The organism is Streptomyces sp. NPDC048417, from assembly GCF_040651615.1.
In the GTDB taxonomy this organism is placed as follows: domain Bacteria; phylum Actinomycetota; class Actinomycetes; order Streptomycetales; family Streptomycetaceae; genus Streptomyces.
The window spans coordinates 401,544-420,527 of sequence record NZ_JBEZKI010000004.1; the positions used below are offsets into that span (position 1 = coordinate 401,544).

Consider the following 18,984-nt stretch of genomic DNA (forward strand, 5'->3'; position numbering starts at 1 on the left):
GTATGGCCGCCGTCGTGGCAGGTCAGTTCAGCTTGGCCGGCGGCGGTGTGCCCCAGAACGTGACGGGCGGCCAGCCTCGCGTGGCGGCGAACTCGTTGAGCAGATCGGCGATCTCCAGGGAACTGATCTGGTTCGCCGACGGCGCCTCGGCCGTGCTGACGCTGAACTTGATCTCCAGGTAGTAGTCGGCGTCACCGAGGCTGGTGGTTCCGCTGAAGAGTGTCCCCTCACCGAACTGCGAGGTCGTGGTGTCCGCCGCCTCCGCCTGCTGTGCCGGTGCCGCTGTGCCGACCACCGCGCCGGCGGCGGCCGTTCCCGAGTATCCGAGCAGGGATCGTCTGGAAATGCTGGACAAAGTACCCCTCCTTCGGCGGCTGCGCGGGCGTCTCCCGAGGCCGCCACGTGATCGTAGGCACCGCGGCCCGACGTCCGGTCCTGAACGAGATCGTCCACTAGTGAGGATGTCCCCGGCCCTCGCGCTCCCACTCGTACGCCACCACCGCGAGCGCCACCACCAGAGCCCCGAGCAGCCAGCCGCCCAGGACGTCCGAGGGCCAGTGCACGCCGAGCCACACCCGGGTCAGGCCGACGCCGACGACCGAGACCCCGGCCGCGATCAGGGCCGTACGCCACAGTGCGCGGCCGGCGCCGCAGCGGTGCAGCAGCCACAGCAGCAGGCCGCAGACCACGGTGGCCGTCATGGTGTGCCCGGAGGGGAAGGCCGCGTAGTGGGCGGAGTCGACCGGGTCGGCCCACTGTGGGCGCGGGCGGCCGACGGCGGCCTTCAGCGACTGCTGGGCGACCGTGCCGAGCGCGCAGGTCAGGGCCAGCCACAGGGCGGTCCACCACGCCGAGTGCCGCCACACCAGCCAGACCGCGGCCCCCGCGCACACCAGCCGCATGGTCAGCGGGTCCCAGACCCAGTCCGTCAGGACGCGCAGCACATGGGTGGTGCCGTGGTCCGCGACGGCCCAGCGATGGGTGGCGTCGGCGACGTCCTTGTCCAGGGCGACCAGGGGAGGCCACTCGCCGGCGACGAGGGCGAGCAGCAGCGCCGAGGAGAGGGCGAGGACGGCGGTCGCGAGAAGCGGGGCAGGACGGTCGCTGGGCGGGGGGCGCATGACGTGATCTTTGCCGAATCATTGCCCGAAGGGCAATTCCCTGATGGATACGGCTTTACCCGAGCGCGCGCAGTCCCGGCACGAGCGCCACCAGCACCGGGATCACGGGGACCAGGGCGGCGGTCGCGGTCAGCCGCAGCCGGTGCCGGGCGGGGAGGCGGTCCGGGGCGGTGAGCAACCGGTTCACGCGCTGCGGGACATGGGCGTGCGGGGCCGGCCCGGGGCCGAACACGCCCCGGTCCTCGTTGAGTTCGACCAGGGCGAGCGCGGTGGTGAGACGGCCGTGGCGCCGGGACGCCATGTCGTCCGCGGCCAGTTCGACCAGCCGGTGCATCTCGTCGCGGAACGCGGCGAACACCGGGATCTGCGGAAACCCGCCCGCCAGCGCCGCCGAACAGTGCAGCAGCCAGTCGTGCCGGGCCTGGGCGTGCCCCCGTTCATGGGCGAGGACCGCGTTTAGCTGACGCCCTTTCAGCCGTCGCAACGCGGCCGTGGTCACCACGAGTTGGGGCGTCGTGCCGGGCAGCCACCAGGCGTCCGGGCGCTCACCCTCGAGTACCACGAGGCGGTCGGCGGACCGCTCCTCGCCGGGCAACAGCGGTGCGCGGAGCAGGAGTTCGGCCCGACGCTGCCGGCGGCGGGCCCTGGCCCCGGCGATCTCGCGCACCAGCATCGCCCCGCTCCACAGCCCGGCGCAGGCGAGCGTCACCGCCGTCGTCGCCGCCCAAGGACCGGTCGCGGCGAGCGGATAGGCGTCCGCGACCCTGCTCGGGGCGGTCGCGAACAGCTGCCCCCGCGCCGCCTGCCAGGCCGCCGCCGCGCTCAGCGTCATGGACAGCGCACAGCACAGCAGCACGGCCGCCACCACACACTGCCACGCCCACAGGGCGACCACCGGCTCCCGGTCCGTCCAGTCGGCCCGGGCGAGCAGCCGGGGACCGGCCACGGCCGTCAGGATGCCGAGCAGCAGCAGTGCCACGGGGACCATCATGGCCAGCACCCTATGAGCGGCGGACCGCCCGGGGGTACAGCCCGTTGCGCCAAAGTGACGCAAGCAACGTGTGCGCCGCGCGTGCCGTCACCCGCTCACAGTGCCAGGAGCATGGCCACCATCCCGATTCCCATCGACAGCCGGCACGCCCGTGCCAGCTCGGGCCGGTCGCCCCATCCGGCCGTCCCGGTCCCGGCCGCCGTCACCGCGACCGGCACCAGCCGTGCACCGGACAGCAGGACGTAGCCGGTGAAGTAGAGGAGCAGCAGCCCGGTCACCGCCGGGACTCCGGCGCCGCCGTGGTGGTGGCCGCCGGGGGAGGCCGCCATCGCCACCGCCATGTAGACCATCGCCGCGGCTCCCACCAGGTGGTGCAGATGGTGCATGCTGCCGCGGGCGCTCCACAGGGCGCGCAGCGCGGCCGCGCCGAACACCGCCGCGTACAGCGGCCATGTCCAGACCGGTGGGGTGAAGACGGTCGCGGGCACGGCCATCGCGGCCATGCCGAACCCCATCAGTGCCTCGTCGCCCGCGGCGCGCCGCTGTTCCTCGACACTGCTGCGCATCCGCAGCAGACAGTAGGTACCGGTCGCCGCGCACAGCGCGACCAGCAGCCAGCCGGGCGAAGCCGGTCCGTGCACGCGCACCTCCCCGCTCGACGTCGCATCGATGGATGCGATGCCCCGCCCGCACGGCGCGCACGCGAGCGCAAGGGTGTACACGGGGAGCACTCGGTGGAGCACAGCAGGTGAGGGGATTCTGTTCGACCGTAGCGGACGGTTGTCCGTGTGGCACGTTCGAGAGTGCTTTACGAGTAAAACACATGCTAAATTGATGAGTATGAGTACTGCGACCCCGACCATCCGCCGTCTACCCCTCGCCGGTGCGCTGCGCCTCGGCCGACCCTCCGACATCTGGTTCAAGCCCGCCCTCAGCGCGGTCGCCGCGGTCGCCCCGCCCAACCTGACCCTGCTGGCCCTCGGCCGCCTCGACCTGGCGATGTACACGATGGCCGGATCGCTGTGCGCCCTCTACGGCCACAACCGCCCCTACCCCGCCCGCGCCCGCACCCTGGTCCGGGTCGTCCTCGGCATGACCGGCGGCCTCGCCGTCGCCCTGCTCGCCGCCTCGCTCACCACGAACGCGGTCGCCCTGGTCACCGTCGGCGCCCTGATGGCCGCCGTGCAGAAGGTGCTGTGCGACGCCACCCGGGTCGGCCCGCCCGGGAACGTGGTCCTCACCTTCATCAGCTCCGCCTCCCTGTTCGCCCCGCAGGCCCTCGGCCAGGTGCCCGGTCATGTCGGACTGACCCTGCTCGCGGGCGCCTGGGCCTGGCTGGTCGGCATGGCACCCGGGCTGCTGCGCCCGTACGGCCCGGAGCGCCGGGCCACCGCCCAGGCCCTGAACGCCACCGCCGCCTACGCCGACACCCGCGGTGCCGGGCAGGGCCACGCCCGCGCCCGGACCGGCGCGGCCGCCGCCGTACAGGCCGCCTGGCAGTCCCTGCTCGCCACCGGCGCCCGCACCGACCGCACCCGCCGCGCCCTCGAACACCTCGTCGTCCGCGCCGAGGTCGCCCTCGCCGCCCCCGCCGACGCCGACCCCGAGCGGCTGCGCGGCTGGGCACGCTCGCTGCGCGGCACCGGACGCGTCCCGCGGGTGGCCGGCGCCGACGACGAACTCCTCGGCATCGACGCCGAACGCGCCGTACCGCACCGCCCGCTGTGGCACCGACTCGGCCCGCTCGCCCCGCTCGCCGCCCGCACCGCGCTCGGCTGCGCCCTCGCCGGATACGCCTCCCTGGCCCTCGGTGTCGGCCGCCCCTACTGGGCGCTGGTCACCGCCGCCTCCCTCTACCAGGCCAACACCACCCTCACCTGGAGCCGGGGCGTCCAGCGCGTCGTCGGTAATCTCCTCGGCGTCCTGGTCTTCGCCGCCGTCGTGCCCCTCGCCCATCTGCACCCGGCCGTCCTGGTACTGAGCTGCCTCGTCTTCAACTTCGGCGCCGAGGCGCTGATCGGCCGCAACTACTGGCTCGGCAGCGTCTGCGTCACCCCGATGGCGCTGCTCATCACCGAGTTCGCCCGCACCCAGGACTCCGGGCAGTTGATCACGGAGCGGGTCCTGGACACCCTGGTCGGCGCGCTCGTCGGCTTCGCCGCCGCCGTCGTGGTCACCGACCGCCGGGCCGGCGACCGCATCGAACACGCCCTGACCGCCGTCGAGCGGGCCCGGGAGGAGGCCGCCCGGCTGCTCGCCGAGCCGCACCCCGCCCCGCGCGCCGTGGAGACCGCCCGCCGCACCCTGTCCGCCGCCCTCGCCGAGCTGCGCGCCACGGCCGACGCCGCGTCCGGCGAGTGGTGGCAACGCGCACTGCCCCAGGAGCGGGTCGTGCTCGCCGAGCAGTCCGGACACCGTACGCTCGCCGCGACGGTACGACGCCAGGGACCGCACTCCTGGGACGGCACGAGGACTACGGAGGACGCACGGCCATGACGGCGACCAACGGACGACCGGCGGCCGACGGCGACGCGGACGGGGGTACGGGCAGAGACGACACGGTCGCCGCCGTCGTCCGGCAGTGGCAGGCCGTCCATCCCCAGCTGGACACCGGGCCCATGGAGGTCATCGGCCGTATCAACCGCTGCGCCGCCCTGCTCCAGCAGGCCGAGGACGCCCCGCTGCGCCGCGCGGGTCTCAGCCGCCCCGAGTTCGACCTGCTCGGCGCGCTGCGCCGCACCGGCCACGAACTGACCCCGAGCGAGCTGGCCAAGGAGACCTTCTCCTCCGGCGCCGCCGTCACCAAACGCCTCAAGCAGCTCACCGAGCGGGGCCTGGTCGAGCGGCGCGGCGACGCCCGGGACCGGCGGGTCGCCCACCTCCGCCTCACCGACGCGGGCCGTGACCTGGTCGACGGCATCCTGCCCGAGCAACTCGCCTACGAGACGGCCGTGCTGTCCGTCCTCGCCCCCGACGGGCAGGGCGAACTGGCCGGTCTGCTGGCCGAGTTGCTCGGGCGACTGGAGGGCAGGATGGGCGCGTTGCGAGCCTGACCGCGGGATGTGCCGGAGGGCACGGCGCCGGCTGCCGCGCCGGCCGTCGATCCGCTGTTGGCGGCCGCCGCACACCGCAGGGGCGGTCCTCCGCTCAGCGCTTCTCCTCCGCCCGGAAGACGCCGAACACCGCGCCCCGCGGATCGGTCAGTACGGCGATCCGCGGGCCGTCCGGCACCGTCATCGGCTCCGCCCGCACGGTACCGCCCGCCGCGGCCGCCGCCTCGGCCGTGGCGTCCACGTCCTCGACCGCGAAGTACGGCAGCCAGTGCGGCGGCACCTCGGGCGGGAACCGGTCGCCCATGTCGGCCATCCCGCCGAACTGCCGGCCGCCGACGGCGAACTCCGTGTACCACTCGGAGGACTCGGCGCTCCAGCCGAAGACGGTGCGGTAGAAGTTCCCGGCCCGGCCGGTGTCCCGGGTCGCCAGCTCCACCCAGCCCAGCGCACCGGGCGCGTTGAGCAGCCCGGCGCCGGGGAAGGCCCGCGCCTCCCACAGCTGGAAGGCCGCGCCGGTCGGGTCGAGGGCGACCGAGAAGCGGCCCACGTCGAAGATGTCCATCGGGCCGACGACCACCGTGCCGCCGGCCTCCTCCACCAGCCGCGCGGTCGCGTCCGCGTCGGTCACCGCGAACGACACGTTCCACGCGACCGGTTGGGACTCCTGGTACAGCGGGGTGACGGCCGCGACCGCCGCGTCCCCGAGATGCGCCACGGTGTAGCCGCCCGCCTCCTGCCGGGGATCCGTCTCCGGACGCCAGCCGAACAGCTCCGCGTAGAACCGCTTGGCGCCCTCCAGGTCGTCGGTACCCAGCTCCGTCCAGCAGGGGCCGCCCGTCACCGGCTTGTCGAACTCCATGGCCACTCCTCCAGGGGGATCTCTCCTCCGAACGCTAGACCCCGCCACTGACAGCGGCCATCGGACCCGGGCGCGCCCTCAGATCCCCGGCCGGTACCGCATCGGATGGTCGGCCGGCACCTCCACCAGCACGATCCTGATGCCGTCCGGATCCGCGATCCACATCTCGACCAGGCCCCACGGCTCCTTCACCGGCGCACGCACGATCTCGACACCCTTCGCCGCCAGCTCTTTGTGCGCCGCGCCGGCATCCGCGACCTGCATCCACAGCTGGACGGCGGGGGAGGCGGGGGCGTCCGCGCGCCCGGAGACCTCCAGGAAACCGCCGCCCAGGAAGTACACCGTGCCGCGCTCGGGACCGGTGCCGAACTCGCGGTAGACGGCGAGGCCCAACTGGTCGCCGTAGAAGGCACGGGAGCGCTCGGGGTCGGTGGGGTGGACAAGGGTACGACTGCTCAGTACGTGCACCATGCGACCGGAGCGTAGCGCCACCCACACCCGGCACCCCCGCACCCGGCCCGGCACCCCGCGCCCCGCGCCCCGCGCCCCGCGCCCCGCGCCCGGGATCGGCACTCGCGACCCTGCGCCTTGCGCCCGGGATCCTGCGCCCTGGGCCCGGGATCCGGCACCCGGGACCTTGCGCCCTGCGCCCCGCACCCGGAGCCCGGCACCTGGCACCAAGGCCTTCCGCACCCAACACCCCGCACCCGGAGCCCGGAGCCCGGGATCCGGCACCCGGGACCTTGCGCCCTGCGCCCCGCACCCGGAGCCCGGCACCTGGCACCCGGCCCTCCGCACCCAACACTCCGCACCCGGAGCCCGGAGCCCGGAGCCCGGCACCTGGCACTCCGCACCCGGCACCCGGCACCCGGCACTCCGCACCCGCACTCCGCACCCGGGACCACCGGTTCACCGGCGGCCGACCGGCGGCGTTAGGCTCGTTGCCGGTTCAGCCTGCACGAGATCGGAGAACCCGCCCATGGTGAACGCCGCCGCCGGACTGACCTTCCGCGACTCCACCGACGCCGACGTGGACGTGCTGGTCGCGCTGATCGAGTCGGCGTACCGGGGTGACGCCAGCCGGGCCGGCTGGACCACCGAGGCGGACATCCTGGAGGGGCAGCGCACCGACCCGGCCGGCGTCCTCGACGTCATCAAGGGCCCGGACGGCAACCTCCTCGTCGTCGAGCGGGAGGGCCGGGTCGTCGCCTGCTGCCAGCTGGAACACCGGGGCACCCACGCCTACTTCGGCATGTTCGCGGTCAGCCCCGATCTCCAGGGCGCCGGCCTCGGCAAGGTCGTCATCGCCGAGGCGGAGCGCCGGGCCCGGCAGGACTGGGGCGTCACGGAGATGCACATGACGGTGATCTCCGTGCGCGACGACCTGATCGCCTGGTACGAGCGGCGCGGCTACCGCCGTACGGGAAAGATGACGCCGTTCCCGTACGGCGACGAGCGCTTCGGTATCCCGCAACGCTCCGACCTGCAGTTCGAGCTGCTGGTCAAGCCACTGGTGTGACGGCTCACGCGGTGAAGCGGGCGGTGCGTTTGATCTCCGGGTAGTCGGTCGTCGCGCCGTCCAGCTGGAGGGCGCGCACCAGCCGCAGGTCGTCCTGGGTGTTCACCACCCAGCCGATCACCCTGAGGTCCGCCTTGCGGGCGTGCTCGACGACCTCCAGCGTCAGCCGCCGGATGTTGAGGCAGAGGGTCGCCGCCCCCGCCTCCCGGGCCCGCTCCACCACGTCGGGGCCGTAGCGGCTGGCGATCAGCGCGGTGCGCACGCCCGGCACCAGCCGGGCGATCTCGGCGACGGCCTCGTCATGGAACGAGGACACCTCCACCCGGGACACCAGGTCCCGTCGCCGCATCAGCTCGGCCAGTGCGCGGGCCGCCGCCACGTCCTTGATCTCGGCCTGCAACGGCGTCCGTACCGCGTCCAGGACTTCCTCGAACACCGGCACCCGCTCACCGCGGCCCGCGTCCAGGGTGCGCAGCTCCTCCAGGGTCTTCTCGGCGATCGGGCCGGTGCCGTCGGTCGTGCGGTCCACCTCCGCGTCGTGCATGACGACCAGGGCGCCGTCCTTGCTGAGGTGCAGATCGAGTTCGATCAGGTCGAGGCCGGCCTGCTGGGCGGCGACGAAGGAACGGAGGGTGTTCTCGGGCTCGACGCCCATGACTCCGCGGTGACCGATGGTAAGGAAGTTCAAGATTCAACTCGCTTCCGTCGACGGCGGCGGGGATGCACGCGCGCGGACCGTACGACGGGACGTCGCTGTCCGTGCGGCTGGGCGCAGCCTAATGGCCGCCCGTCACGATGAACCCGTACGTACACGGGGGATTGGTGCGCAGGGCGCGCGGTGTCTGGCTCGTACCCCTGTCGGCGGTCACCCGGGGGTGGGCGCGTCCCGCCCTGTATTGACCGGCCGGATCCATACGTCGCCCCGGAGCTGACGCCTCGTCATCGGCCGCAGTGAATGTGAGCGCCTTCACGGTTTCGGACAGGAAAAAGCGCGGTGAAGGTGCAGCGTCGCAGGATAATTTCCTGAGGGCCCCCTTGCTGGGAGAAAGCCCGTATGCATACGGTGTCCTTACGTGAGGTGCTCCCGTGGAGGATGGGTCATGACGGAAATTCTTGTGCAGGTGGGTTCGGAGGAGCAGGTTTCTCCCGTGACCAGGGTGGTCGAGCACCCGGCGTGGCCCGTGCTCAAGGATGGCGTGGAGCGGATCCGGCCATGGCAGTCCAAGGATGGGTCGATCGACTTCGACGCCGAGGACGCCCCGGCCCGCGCCGACGCCGAGCGGGCCGTCGACCAGGTGATCGCGGCCGTCGAGGAGCTGTCCGCGCTGCTCCCGCACGACGCCGACTACCACCGCGCCCTGGTGACCGACCTGCGGCGCTGGGCGGTCGGCGGTTTCCAGGTGCCCGACTTCCTCGACTCGCTGCTGGCCTTCCAGCCCGCCGCGAGCCGCGCACACGGCCTCCAGCACCTGGTCGTCTTCCCGATGTACACCCAGAACGGCAACCCGGACCGCAACCTGGAGGCGGTCGTCCTGCGCATGGTCTGGCCCGACTGGCTGGCCGAGTTGGAGCGCACCCGCTACGACAACCCGCTGTTCTGCGGCATCACGTTCGAGGACTTCACGGCCGGCTACGACACCAACTCCGCCGTTCTCTTCCCCGAGACCATCGCCGTGCGTCAGGCGCCGGAACGATTCTCCTGGGGCGGTATCTTCTGCGACCGCGAGGCCGCCCGCTTCCGCCGGGTCACCGACGCGGCCGTCGACCTCCTCGGCCTGGAACTCCCCGAGGACATCGCCGCCATGGTCCACGACCAGAAGCGCTGCGAAGAGGCCTTCGTGCTCTGGGACATGGTCCACGACCGCACCCACAGCCACGGCGACCTGCCGTTCGACCCGTTCATGATCAAGCAGCGCCAGCCGTTCTGGATGTACGGCCTGGAGGAGCTGCGCTGCGACCTCACCGCCTTCAAGGAGGCCGTGAAGCTGGCGGCCGACGGCGTCCCGCAGGCCCGTGACGTGCAGTACGCGGTGCTCTTCGACCGCATGTTCCGCTTCCCGGTCACCGGCGACCGCGTCCGCAACTACGACGGGCTCGGCGGCCAGCTGCTCTTCGCCTACCTGCACAAGCACGACGTGGTCCGCTGGACCGACAACCGGCTCTCCATCGACTGGGAGCGCGCCCCGCAGGTCACCAACCAGCTGTGCGCCGAGATCGAGAAGCTCTACCGGGACGGCATCGACCGCCCGAAGCTCGTCCACTGGTTCGCCGGCTACGAGCTGGTCGCCACGTACCTCGCCCCGCACCCCGGCTCCAAGTGGGCCAAGGGCCCGGACGCCCTCGACCTGACGCTGCCGCCGCGCAAGCTCGTGGACGACGTGCTTCCGGACGAGTTTCCGCTGAGCATGTTCTATGAGGCCCTGTCCAAGAAACTGAAGAACGTGATCGCCGAGACCAAGGGCATCACGGCGGACAGCGCCGAGCCGGTCGCCGCGTGAGCGGCCGTCTCCGGAACACTGCTCAAGAGGGGAAGCACATGGCGGGCAACGGGTCTCTCAGTGGTGCGGTGATCGCGGTGGCCGGGGCGGGTGGACCCGCCGGGCACGCGACCCTGGTCAGGCTCGCGGAGGCGGGCGCGACCGTCGTCGGCGCCGACAACAATCCCGAGCGCCTGGCGGAGGCCGTGGACGCGGCCCGCTACGCGGGCGGCGGCGCCGTGGTCACCGGCGAGACGGTCGACCTGCTCAACCTGGACTCGACCCGGGCCTGGGCCGACCGTATCGAGAAGGACCACGACCGGATCGACGGCCTCGTCCACCTGGTCGGCGGCTGGCGCGGCAGCGCGAACTTCACCGAGACCGACCTGGCCGACTGGGACCTGCTGGAGAAGCTGCTGATCCGCACGGTCCAGCACACCTCCCTGGCCTTCTACGACGGCCTGCAGCGCAGCGACCGCGGGCGGTACGTGCTGATCAGCGCCGCCGGCGCGTCGAAGCCCACCGCCGGGAACGCCGCGTACTCCGCGGCCAAGGCCGCCGCCGAGGCGTGGACGCTCGCCATGGCCGACGGCTTCCGCAAGGCCGGGGGCGAGGCGGGCCCGACCTCCGCGGCTGCCATCCTGGTGGTGAAGGCGTTGGTGCACGACGCGATGCGCGCCGAGCGGCCCAACGCGAAGTTCGCGGGCTTCACGGACGTCAAGGATCTGGCCGAGGCCGTCGAGGGCGTCTGGAGCAAGTCCGCCGCCGAAGTGAACGGAAACCGTCTGTGGCTGACCGAGAAGCCGTGAACCCTCCCAAGACCGACGCGCGTCGCCACCACGACCCGCAGGTCCGCGGTTTCGCCAGTGACAACTACGCCGGAGCCCACCCCGAGGTGCTGGCCGCCCTGGCCCTCGCCAACGGCGGCCACCAGGTGGCGTACGGCGAGGACGAGTACACCGAGAACCTCCAGCGGATCGTTCGCGGCCACTTCGGCGCGACCGCGGAGGCCTTCCCGGTCTTCAACGGCACCGGCGCGAACGTCGTCGCGCTCCAGGCGGTCACCGACCGCTGGGGTGCGGTGATCTGCGCCGAGAGCGCGCACATCAACGTCGACGAGGGCGGTGCCCCCGAGCGCATGGGCGGCCTCAAACTGCTCACCGTGCCCACCCCCGACGGCAAGCTCACCCCGGAGCTCATCGACCGGCAGGCGTACGGCTGGGAGGACGAGCACCGCGCGATGCCGCAGGTCGTCTCGATCACCCAGAGCACCGAACTGGGCACCCTCTACACGCCGGACGAGATCCGCGCGATCTGCGAGCACGCCCACGGGCACGGCATGAAGGTGCACCTGGACGGCTCCCGGATAGCGAACGCGGCGGCCTCCCTGGACGTCCCGATGCGCACGTTCACCAACGCCGTCGGCGTCGACATCCTCTCCCTGGGCGGTACCAAGAACGGTGCCGTGTTCGGCGAGGCGGTCGTGGTGATCAACCAGGACGCCGTCAGCCACATGAAGCACCTGCGCAAGCTGTCCATGCAGCTCGCCTCGAAGATGCGCTTCGTGTCGGTGCAGCTGGAGGCGCTGCTCGCCAAGGACCTGTGGCTGCGCAACGCCCGGCACGCCAACGAGATGGCGCAGCGCCTCGCCGAGGGCGTCCGGGCCGTGCACGGCGTGGAGATCCTCCACCCGGTGCAGGCCAACGGGGTCTTCGCGAGGCTCCCGCACGATGTGAGCCTGCGGCTGCAGAAGCGGTTCCGGTTCTACTTCTGGGACGAGGCGGCCGGGGACGTGCGCTGGATGTGCGCCTTCGACACGACCGAGGAGGACGTGGACGCGTTCGTGGCGGCGCTCAAGGAGGAGATGGCGCGCTAGCCGGAGCCATTGATCTGTTGCATAGATATGCGGTCACCTGAAAAGTCATTGACGCTCGGGTGATCGCATTTCTATGCTCTGTGCCCATGGAGCTGATCCAGAAAACCGCCGACCTGTCCGCGTACTTGGCCGCTGACGAGGTCATCGACCATCACCATCCCGTGGTCCGGGAGGCGGCCGCCCGGCTGGCGGCGGGGGCCGAGGACTCGTATGCCTATGCGCGGGCCGCATACGCATTCGTGCGGGACGCCATCCCGCACTCCGCCGATGCCGGTGATCCCCGGGTCACCTGGCGGGCCTCGGACGTGCTGGAGCGGCGCACCGGCATCTGCTACGCCAAGGCCCACGCCCTCGCCGCCCTGCTGCGCGCCGAGGACATCCCCACCGCCCTGTGCTACCAGCGGCTGGCGGACGACGACGGAACCGGCCACGTCGTGCACGGACTGGTCGCCGTCCGCTTCAACGGGGCCTGGCACCGGCAGGATCCGCGCGGCAACAAGCCCGGTGTCGACGCCCGGTTCTCCCTCGACGGCGAGCGGCTGGCCTGGACTCCGAACCCGGAGTGCAATGAGGTGGACTATCCAGTCCTGTACGCTGAACCTCACCCGGCCGTGCTCGGCGCGCTGAAAGCGGCGCCCGACCGCCCGTACCTGTGGAAGACGCTCCCCACCGCACTCTGAGGCAAGGCAGATGACTCTCACGCTCACCGTGTCCGACGAGGTGCGCGCCCTCGCGCCCGGCTTCACGCACCTCGCGATCGAGGCCCACGGACTGGTCAACGGGCCCAGCACCGAGGCGAGTTCGGCCCTCCTCGACGACGCGGCCCGGCGGCTCGCGGTACGCCTCGACGGGCGCGCCCCGCACGAGGATCCGCACATGGCGGCCTGGCGCACGGCCTACACGGCGTTCGGTTCCAAGCCGTCCCGTACCCGGAACTCCGCCGAGGCACTGGCCAAGCGGGCCCTCGCGGACGGCGGTCTGCCCCGCATCAACCTGCTGGTGGACCTCTACAACGCCATCAGCGTCGCCCACCTGATCCCCGTCGGCGGCGAGGACCTCGGCCTCATCCAGGGCGGGATGCGGCTCGTGCGCGCCACGGGCGACGAGGACTTCGTGACGGTCGCGGGCGGCGAGGAGGTCGTCGAGCGCCCGGACGCCGGCGAGGTCGTGTGGTGCGACGCGGCGGGCGTCACCTGCCGCCGCTGGAACTGGCGCCAGGGTCCCCGCACCCGCCTGACCGAGCGGACGACCTCGGCCGTCTTCCTGCTGGAGAGCCTCGCCCCGATGACGGTGGCCGAGGTCGAGTCGGCGGGCGCCGAACTCGCCGAGCTGTTGGAGAAGTTCAGCCCCGGGGCGCGTATCGAGGTGCGGGCGCCCGAGTCGGCGGGCTGAGGCTCAGACCGCCTCGGCCGCCTTCAACTGCTCCTGCGTGGGCGCCGTGCCGCCCAGGTGGGTCGGGAGCCACCAGGTGTCGGTCGTGTCCTTCGGGCGGGCCGGGTAGGCCCGCTGGGCCGCGTCCAGCAGTTCCTGGACGCGGTCGCGCAGGCGGCGGGTGATGGCGCCCGCGTACTGGTCGCGCGGGGCTTCGACCGGCTCGCCCACCCGGATGGTGACGGGGAGGTGGTTGCGCTTGAAGTTGCGTGGCTGCCCCTTGGTCCACAGCCGCTGCGTGCCCCACAGTGCCATCGGGATCAGCGGGACGCCGGCCTCCTGGGCCATGCGCGCCGCGCCCGACTTGAAGCTCTTCAGCGTGAACGACTGGGAGATCGTGGCCTCCGGGAAGACCCCCACGATCTCACCGGACTTGAGCGAGTCCAGCGCGTGCCGGTACGCCGTCTCACCCTGTTTGCGGTCCACCGGGATGTGCTTCATCCCGCGCATCAGCGGACCGGAGATCCGGTGCCGGAAGACCGACTCCTTCGCCATGAAACGCACCAGGCGCTTCTGCGGGATGGCCGCCAGTCCGTCGAAGACGAAGTCCAGGTAGCTGATGTGATTGCTCACCAGCACGGCACCGCCGGAGCGCGGGATGTTCTCGGAACCCTGGCAGTCGATCTTGAGGTCCCAGACCTTGAACAGCGTCTTGGCGAAACCGATGACGGGACGGTAGACCAGCTCGGCCATGGGCGGGGCGGACCCTTTCTGCTCTGCCTGGGAAAGGGGCTCCCGGCGGGAAAGTTACGGAGCCGTAGGTTTACGACGTATCGCAGATCGTGCCCGAAGAACGGACGGGGAGCCAGCCCTGGTGCCCCGGAGTGGCGAGATCCTCGTCACGTCGGCCTATGATCCACCTCGGATTTTTAACCTGCCTTTACTCCGCGCGTACCGCGACTCGGCGGATGAGAAGGAACATCTCGCACCCCAGGCAGTATCCGAACGCCGCGTTCAGGAAGGCCGCGGCGAGCGCGATCCCGGTCGCCGCGAGTCCCAGCCAGCCGGGGCCCAGCGCGAAGCCGACCAGACCGAGTCCCGCGAACACCAGTCCCACCGCCTGCGCGAATCGCGGGGGTTGCGGTGGTTCGAACTCCGTAGGGGGAGCGAGCCGGGGTCGTACAGCCGTCCGGAACGCCCAGCCGTACGGCGAACGGCTCACGCCCGCGGCCGCGCCGAGCGCGAACACCAGCGTCTGCCAGGCGAGGATCCAGGGGCTCCGGGTGATGAGCGCGGCGGCCAGTACGACCGTCGTCACGGCCGCCGCGAATCGCGGCCCACGTGCGTCGATGTCCATGAACCAAGGATTCCGCCCCGAAGGCCGATCGGGGAGCCGGGAATCTTTGCAGTCTCGTGAACGCTGGTCCATATGGCCGGCAGCGTCGTGAAAGCTGGAGCACGTGATGACCGGACTGATGGTGTGCGTGGCGGTGCTCGCGGCGGCGAGTGTCTACGGAGTGCTGCACAAGCGGCGGAGCGGGAGGGTACGGGTGCGCGGGCGGGACGACGGCAAGCGGCTCGGAGCGGCCGAACTCGGTGCCGAACTCGGCGGACGCGCAACGCTGGTGCAGTTCTCCAGCGCCTTCTGCGCCCCCTGCAGGGCCACCCGGCGGGTGCTCGGCGAGGTCGCCGCGATGGTCCCCGGGGTCACCCATGTCGAGATCGACGCCGAGGCCCGCCTGGACCTGGTGCGCGAACTGGAGGTCCTCAAGACGCCCACCGTGCTGGTGCTCGACGCGTCCGGCCGGGTGGTGCGCCGGGCCACCGGACAGCCCCGGAAGGCGGACGTCATCGCCGCGCTGGGAGAGGCGGTCTGACGGACGTGCCGATGACGGTGAGGCAGCTCCCATATCGCGGAACGTACTTGACTGGGCGTACCACCTATCGTCAGCCTGACCGTATGTCCCATGAACTCCTTCTCTTCGGGCGGGTCCACGTCGACCTGGCCCGCACCGCGAGCGCGCGCTGTCCGGGTCGCTGAAAAACCCCGGACCCGAACGCCGCCTCCCCCAGAAGGAAAACTCCATGACGGCCACGCCCGACCTCGGCACCTCCCGGCTCGCCTCTCCCGACCTGCTCCGCTCCGCCTTCCGGCGGCACGCCGCCGGAGTCGCGGTGATCACCGCGCGCGGGGCCGGCGGCCCGGTCGGCTTCACCGCCACCTCCCTCACCTCCGTCTCCGCCGAGCCGCCGATGCTCTCCTTCGGCGTCGGCACGGGCGCCTCCAGCTGGCCCGCGATATCCACCGCCGAGCACATCGGCGTCCATATCCTCGGCGAACACCAGGCCGAGCTCGCGGCCACCTTCGCGCGCAGCGGCGCCGACCGGTTCGGGGCGCCCACCAGTTGGCGCGAGGGACATGAGGGGGTTCCGGTCCTCGACGACGTGCTGGTCTGGCTGGTGTGCCGGGTCGTGGCACGTGTACCGGCCGGTGACCATCGCATCGTGCTGGCCGAGGTGGTCGTCGGAGACCCCTCCCGTGTCGGCCGGCCGCTCCTGTACCACCAGGGCGGTTTCAACGGACTGCGCGATTGATCACGCACCCCTCGTTCTGCGAAGGGGGCGAATTCCGGTTACGCTGCGTTGCGAAGGTCACAGTTCAAAGCGCTTGCTTAGCGGGAATGAACTGGGTGTACTGACGAGTAATATTCCGTTCGGAGCGCGCGGCCGCCCCGACCGGGACGAGCCGCTTGAGGCGCCTATGCTGCCTTCAAGAGGCAGCCCAGAAGAGACGATGCAGTAGGAGAGCCGGCGTGAGCCTGAGGATCGTTGTCACTGTGAAGTACGTGCCCGACGCCACTGGCGACCGGCACTTCGCCGATGACCTGACCGTCGACCGTGACGACGTGGACGGTCTGCTCTCCGAACTGGACGAGTACGCGGTCGAACAGGCGCTGCAGATCTCCGAGAACTCCGACGACGACGTCGAGGTCACCGTCCTGACCGTCGGCCCGGAAGACGCCAAGGACGCGCTGCGCAAGGCGCTGTCGATGGGTGCGGACAAGGCGATCCACGTCGAGGACGACGACCTGCACGGTAGCGACGTGATCGGCACCTCGCTGGTGCTGGCCAAGGCGATCGAGAAGGCCGGCTTCGACCTGGTGGTCTCCGGTATGGCCTCCACCGACGGCACCGCCGGTGTGGTCCCGGCCCTGCTGGCCGAGCGGCTGGGTGTCCCGCAGGTCACCCTGCTCTCCGAGGTCTTGGTCGAGGACGGTGTCGTGAAGGGCCGTCGTGACGGCGACGCCGCCAGCGAGCAGCTGGAGGCCTCCCTGCCGGCGGTCGTGTCCGTCACCGACCAGTCGGGTGAGGCGCGTTACCCGTCCTTCAAGGGCATCATGGCCGCGAAGAAGAAGCCGGTGGAGTCCTGGGACCTGTCCGACCTGGACATCGAGGCCGAGGAAGTCGGTCTGGAGGGTGCCTGGAGCGCGGTCGAGACCGCCACCGAGCGTCCGGCCCGCACGGCCGGCACGATCGTCAAGGACGAGGGCGAGGGCGGCAAGCAGCTCGCCGAGTTCCTCGCGGGCCAGAAGTTCATCTGAGCTCCGCAGTCGCCGACCGCCCCTCAACTGATCCAAGCAGGAGAGCATTCCCATGGCTGAAGTCCTCGTCTACGTCGACCACGTGGACGGTGCCGTCCGCAAGCCCACCCTGGAGCTTCTGACCCTGGCCCGCCGGATCGGCGAGCCCGTCGCCGTAGCCCTCGGCAACGGCGCCGCCGACACCGCCGCCGCCCTCGCCGAGCACGGCGCGGTGAAGGTCCTCACCCACGACGCGTCCGAGTACGCCGACTACCTGGTCGTGCCGAAGGTGGACGCGCTGCAGGCCGCCTACGACGCCGTGTCCCCGGCCGCCGTCCTGGTCCCCTCCTCCGCCGAGGGCAAGGAGATCGCCGCGCGTCTCGCGCTGCGCATCGGCTCGGGCATCATCACCGACGCCGTCGACCTGGAGGCCGGCGACAAGGGCCCGGTGGCCACCCAGTCGGTGTTCGCCGCGTCCTTCACCACCAAGTCCCAGGTCTCCAAGGGCACCCCGGTCATCACGGTCAAGCCCAACAGCGCCGCCGTGGAGGCCGCCCCGGCCGCCGGTGCGGTCGAGGCCCTCGCGGTGACCTTCTCCGACAAGGCCACCGGCACCAAGGTGACCGGCCGGACCCTGCGTGAGTCGACCGGGCGTCCGGAGCTGACCGAGGCCGCGATCGTGGTCTCCGGCGGCCGCGGCGTCAACGGCGCCGAGAACTTCGCGATCATCGAGGCGCTCGCCGACTCCCTCGGCGCGGCCGTGGGTGCCTCGCGTGCCGCCGTCGACGCCGGCTGGTACCCGCACACCAACCAGGTCGGCCAGACCGGCAAGAGCGTGTCCCCGCAGCTGTACATCGCCAACGGCATCTCCGGCGCCATCCAGCACCGCGCGGGCATGCAGACCTCGAAGACGATCGTCGCGGTCAACAAGGACGCCGAGGCCCCGATCTTCGAACTGGTCGACTTCGGCGTGGTCGGCGACCTCTTCGACGTCGTCCCGCAGCTCACCGAGGAGATCAACACCCGCAAGGGCTGATCACCGCCGGCTGTCCGAGGCCCCCGTGACCGACACCGGTCACGGGGGCCTCGTGGTGTCAGCGCAGACTCAGCGAGGCCTGCACGGGCAGATGGTCGCTGGGGAACTGGCCGTGCATCGAGAAGGTGTCGATCGTCGCCTGATGCGTGGCCACACCCGGCGAGGTCAGGATCCAGTCGATGCGGTCGCCGTCCCGCTTGAGCCGGTGGTAGCCGTGGAAGGTGCCGAACAGGGTGCTGCGCCGCTCCGCCGCGTCCCAGGCGTCCACGAGCCCGGAGTCCACCAGGGTGTCGTAGGCCGGGTTCTCGTGCGCGGCGGCGTTGAAGTCGCCGGTCACCACGACCGGCAGCGTGGGGTCGAACTCCGCGATCCGCTGGGTGAGCAGGGTCGCACTGCGCTCGCGGGCGTACTGGCTCTTCTGGTCGAAGTGGGTGTTGGCGACGTAGAACTCCCGGCCGTCGTCGGCGAGATCGCGGAAGCGGATCCAGGTGACGATGCGGGGGAAGGCGGCGTTCCAGGTGTTGGAGCGGATGACCTCCGGAGTGTCGGACAGCCAGAAGGTGTAGTGCTCCACGGGGGCCAGGCGCCGGATGTCGTAGTAGATCGCCGTGGACTCGTCCCGGCTGCCGCCCTCGCGGCCGGTGCCGATCCAGTCGTAGTGCGGTCCGAGGTCGGTGTCGATGTCGCGCAGCTGCTGGTAGAGGCCTTCCTGGGTGCCGATGACCTGGGGGTGCGCGCGGTGCAGCAGTTCGCGCATCACGGGCCGGCGGTCGGCCCAGCTGTTGGGCTCGGCGGCGCCGGCGTACCGCAGGTTGAAGGTCATGACGTCGAGGCGGTGCGCGCGCCGCGGCGGAGCCGAAGGGATCGCCCGCCCGGCCCGCAGGGTGCCGGACGGTGTGGAGGAGGCGGACGAGGCGGAGATCGCCGCACTGGACAGGGGCACGGTGACCGCCGCGGCCAACAGGACCTTCAGGCCCAGGCGGCGGGTGACTCGGCGCTGGTTCGGCACGGGGGCTCCTTCGGTGGCGACGGCCGGACGAGGCGTGCGTGAGGCGAGTCCTGCGCAGAGAGTGTGCTACCCAGGTGTGAGTCGAGCGTGA

Annotated in this window: 22 protein-coding genes; 12 read left to right on the plus strand and 10 right to left on the minus strand. The window is 71.6% G+C overall.

Annotated elements, in window-relative coordinates:
- Positions 1-22: 22 nt before the first annotated feature.
- From AB0D59_RS08870 to AB0D59_RS08885, 4 genes are all read right to left on the minus strand, one after another.
- Positions 23-355 carry a twin-arginine translocation signal domain-containing protein gene (locus AB0D59_RS08870; protein WP_362562563.1) on the minus strand — a complete coding sequence of 111 codons (333 nt, stop codon included), beginning with the start codon at positions 353-355 and terminating at the stop codon, positions 23-25.
- 97 nt (positions 356-452) lie between these two features.
- Positions 453-1,121: a phosphatase PAP2 family protein gene (locus AB0D59_RS08875; protein WP_362562566.1), complete on the minus strand. Its 669-nt coding sequence runs from the start codon at positions 1,119-1,121 to the stop codon at positions 453-455.
- 55 nt (positions 1,122-1,176) lie between these two features.
- Positions 1,177-2,112, minus strand: coding sequence for a M56 family metallopeptidase (locus AB0D59_RS08880; RefSeq protein WP_362562568.1), 936 nt, complete (start codon positions 2,110-2,112; stop codon positions 1,177-1,179).
- A gap of 95 nt (positions 2,113-2,207) precedes the next feature.
- Entirely contained in the window at positions 2,208-2,753 is a 546-nt protein-coding gene (locus AB0D59_RS08885) for a DUF5134 domain-containing protein (protein WP_362562570.1), read from the minus strand.
- A gap of 199 nt (positions 2,754-2,952) precedes the next feature.
- Between AB0D59_RS08885 and AB0D59_RS08890 the strand changes: the two genes are divergently transcribed.
- Both AB0D59_RS08890 and AB0D59_RS08895 read left to right on the plus strand, forming a co-directional pair.
- The gene (locus AB0D59_RS08890) at positions 2,953-4,608 is read left to right on the plus strand and encodes an FUSC family protein (protein WP_362562572.1); all 1,656 of its coding nucleotides are present in this window, start codon (positions 2,953-2,955) and stop codon (positions 4,606-4,608) included.
- Positions 4,605-5,165: a MarR family transcriptional regulator gene (locus tag AB0D59_RS08895; RefSeq protein WP_362562575.1), complete on the plus strand. Its 561-nt coding sequence runs from the start codon at positions 4,605-4,607 to the stop codon at positions 5,163-5,165. The genes AB0D59_RS08890 and AB0D59_RS08895 overlap by 4 nt, the downstream gene beginning before the upstream one ends.
- A gap of 94 nt (positions 5,166-5,259) precedes the next feature.
- On the opposite strand, the gene AB0D59_RS08900 is transcribed toward AB0D59_RS08895, so the two are convergent.
- Both AB0D59_RS08900 and AB0D59_RS08905 read right to left on the minus strand, forming a co-directional pair.
- Complete coding sequence (locus AB0D59_RS08900) at positions 5,260-6,024, minus strand: VOC family protein (RefSeq protein ID WP_362562577.1); 765 nt, start codon at positions 6,022-6,024, stop codon at positions 5,260-5,262.
- Positions 6,025-6,102: 78 nt separating this feature from the next.
- A complete protein-coding gene (locus tag AB0D59_RS08905) occupies positions 6,103-6,495 on the minus strand; it encodes a VOC family protein (RefSeq protein ID WP_362562579.1) in 393 nt (130 codons plus the stop codon).
- Positions 6,496-7,003: 508 nt separating this feature from the next.
- Here AB0D59_RS08905 and AB0D59_RS08910 point away from each other — a divergent pair.
- Entirely contained in the window at positions 7,004-7,543 is a 540-nt protein-coding gene (locus AB0D59_RS08910; protein ID WP_362562581.1) for a GNAT family N-acetyltransferase, read from the plus strand.
- Between the two features lie 4 nt (positions 7,544-7,547).
- On the opposite strand, the gene AB0D59_RS08915 is transcribed toward AB0D59_RS08910, so the two are convergent.
- Positions 7,548-8,231, minus strand: a complete 684-nt coding sequence (locus tag AB0D59_RS08915; RefSeq protein ID WP_362562582.1) for a glycerophosphodiester phosphodiesterase family protein — start codon at positions 8,229-8,231, stop codon at positions 7,548-7,550.
- A gap of 412 nt (positions 8,232-8,643) precedes the next feature.
- On the opposite strand from AB0D59_RS08915, the gene AB0D59_RS08920 reads away from it, so the two are divergent.
- From AB0D59_RS08920 to AB0D59_RS08940, 5 genes are all read left to right on the plus strand, one after another.
- A complete protein-coding gene (locus tag AB0D59_RS08920; RefSeq protein ID WP_362562585.1) occupies positions 8,644-10,041 on the plus strand; it encodes a DUF6421 family protein in 1,398 nt (465 codons plus the stop codon).
- Between the two features lie 38 nt (positions 10,042-10,079).
- Complete coding sequence (locus AB0D59_RS08925; protein ID WP_362562588.1) at positions 10,080-10,829, plus strand: SDR family oxidoreductase; 750 nt, start codon at positions 10,080-10,082, stop codon at positions 10,827-10,829.
- On the plus strand, positions 10,826-11,896 hold the full coding sequence (locus AB0D59_RS08930; protein ID WP_362562590.1) for a low specificity L-threonine aldolase: 1,071 nt from the start codon (positions 10,826-10,828) through the stop codon (positions 11,894-11,896). Before AB0D59_RS08925 ends, AB0D59_RS08930 begins: the two co-directional genes overlap by 4 nt.
- Before the next feature lie 86 nt (positions 11,897-11,982).
- Positions 11,983-12,576 (plus strand): transglutaminase domain-containing protein, encoded by a 594-nt coding sequence (locus AB0D59_RS08935; RefSeq protein WP_362562593.1) that lies wholly within the window; start codon positions 11,983-11,985, stop codon positions 12,574-12,576.
- Between the two features lie 10 nt (positions 12,577-12,586).
- Complete coding sequence (locus tag AB0D59_RS08940) at positions 12,587-13,288, plus strand: phenylalanine--tRNA ligase beta subunit-related protein (RefSeq protein WP_362562596.1); 702 nt, start codon at positions 12,587-12,589, stop codon at positions 13,286-13,288.
- Positions 13,289-13,291: 3 nt separating this feature from the next.
- Here AB0D59_RS08940 and AB0D59_RS08945 read toward each other — a convergent pair whose 3' ends face one another.
- Together AB0D59_RS08945 and AB0D59_RS08950 are read right to left on the minus strand one after the other, a co-directional pair.
- Positions 13,292-14,020: a lysophospholipid acyltransferase family protein gene (locus AB0D59_RS08945; RefSeq protein ID WP_362562599.1), complete on the minus strand. Its 729-nt coding sequence runs from the start codon at positions 14,018-14,020 to the stop codon at positions 13,292-13,294.
- 187 nt (positions 14,021-14,207) lie between these two features.
- Positions 14,208-14,624 (minus strand): DUF4395 domain-containing protein, encoded by a 417-nt coding sequence (locus AB0D59_RS08950; RefSeq protein WP_362562602.1) that lies wholly within the window; start codon positions 14,622-14,624, stop codon positions 14,208-14,210.
- 106 nt (positions 14,625-14,730) lie between these two features.
- Between AB0D59_RS08950 and AB0D59_RS08955 the strand changes: the two genes are divergently transcribed.
- The 4 genes from AB0D59_RS08955 to AB0D59_RS08970 all read left to right on the plus strand — a co-directional run bounded on the left by AB0D59_RS08955 (position 14,731) and on the right by AB0D59_RS08970 (position 17,884).
- Complete coding sequence (locus AB0D59_RS08955) at positions 14,731-15,144, plus strand: thioredoxin family protein (RefSeq protein WP_362562605.1); 414 nt, start codon at positions 14,731-14,733, stop codon at positions 15,142-15,144.
- A gap of 208 nt (positions 15,145-15,352) precedes the next feature.
- Positions 15,353-15,862 carry a flavin reductase family protein gene (locus AB0D59_RS08960; protein WP_362562608.1) on the plus strand — a complete coding sequence of 170 codons (510 nt, stop codon included), beginning with the start codon at positions 15,353-15,355 and terminating at the stop codon, positions 15,860-15,862.
- 218 nt (positions 15,863-16,080) lie between these two features.
- Positions 16,081-16,869, plus strand: coding sequence for an electron transfer flavoprotein subunit beta/FixA family protein (locus AB0D59_RS08965; RefSeq protein WP_362562611.1), 789 nt, complete (start codon positions 16,081-16,083; stop codon positions 16,867-16,869).
- Positions 16,870-16,921: 52 nt separating this feature from the next.
- On the plus strand, positions 16,922-17,884 hold the full coding sequence (locus tag AB0D59_RS08970; protein WP_362562614.1) for an electron transfer flavoprotein subunit alpha/FixB family protein: 963 nt from the start codon (positions 16,922-16,924) through the stop codon (positions 17,882-17,884).
- 58 nt (positions 17,885-17,942) lie between these two features.
- Here AB0D59_RS08970 and AB0D59_RS08975 read toward each other — a convergent pair whose 3' ends face one another.
- A complete protein-coding gene (locus AB0D59_RS08975; RefSeq protein ID WP_362562617.1) occupies positions 17,943-18,893 on the minus strand; it encodes an endonuclease/exonuclease/phosphatase family protein in 951 nt (316 codons plus the stop codon).
- Between the last annotated feature and the right edge of the window lie 91 nt (positions 18,894-18,984).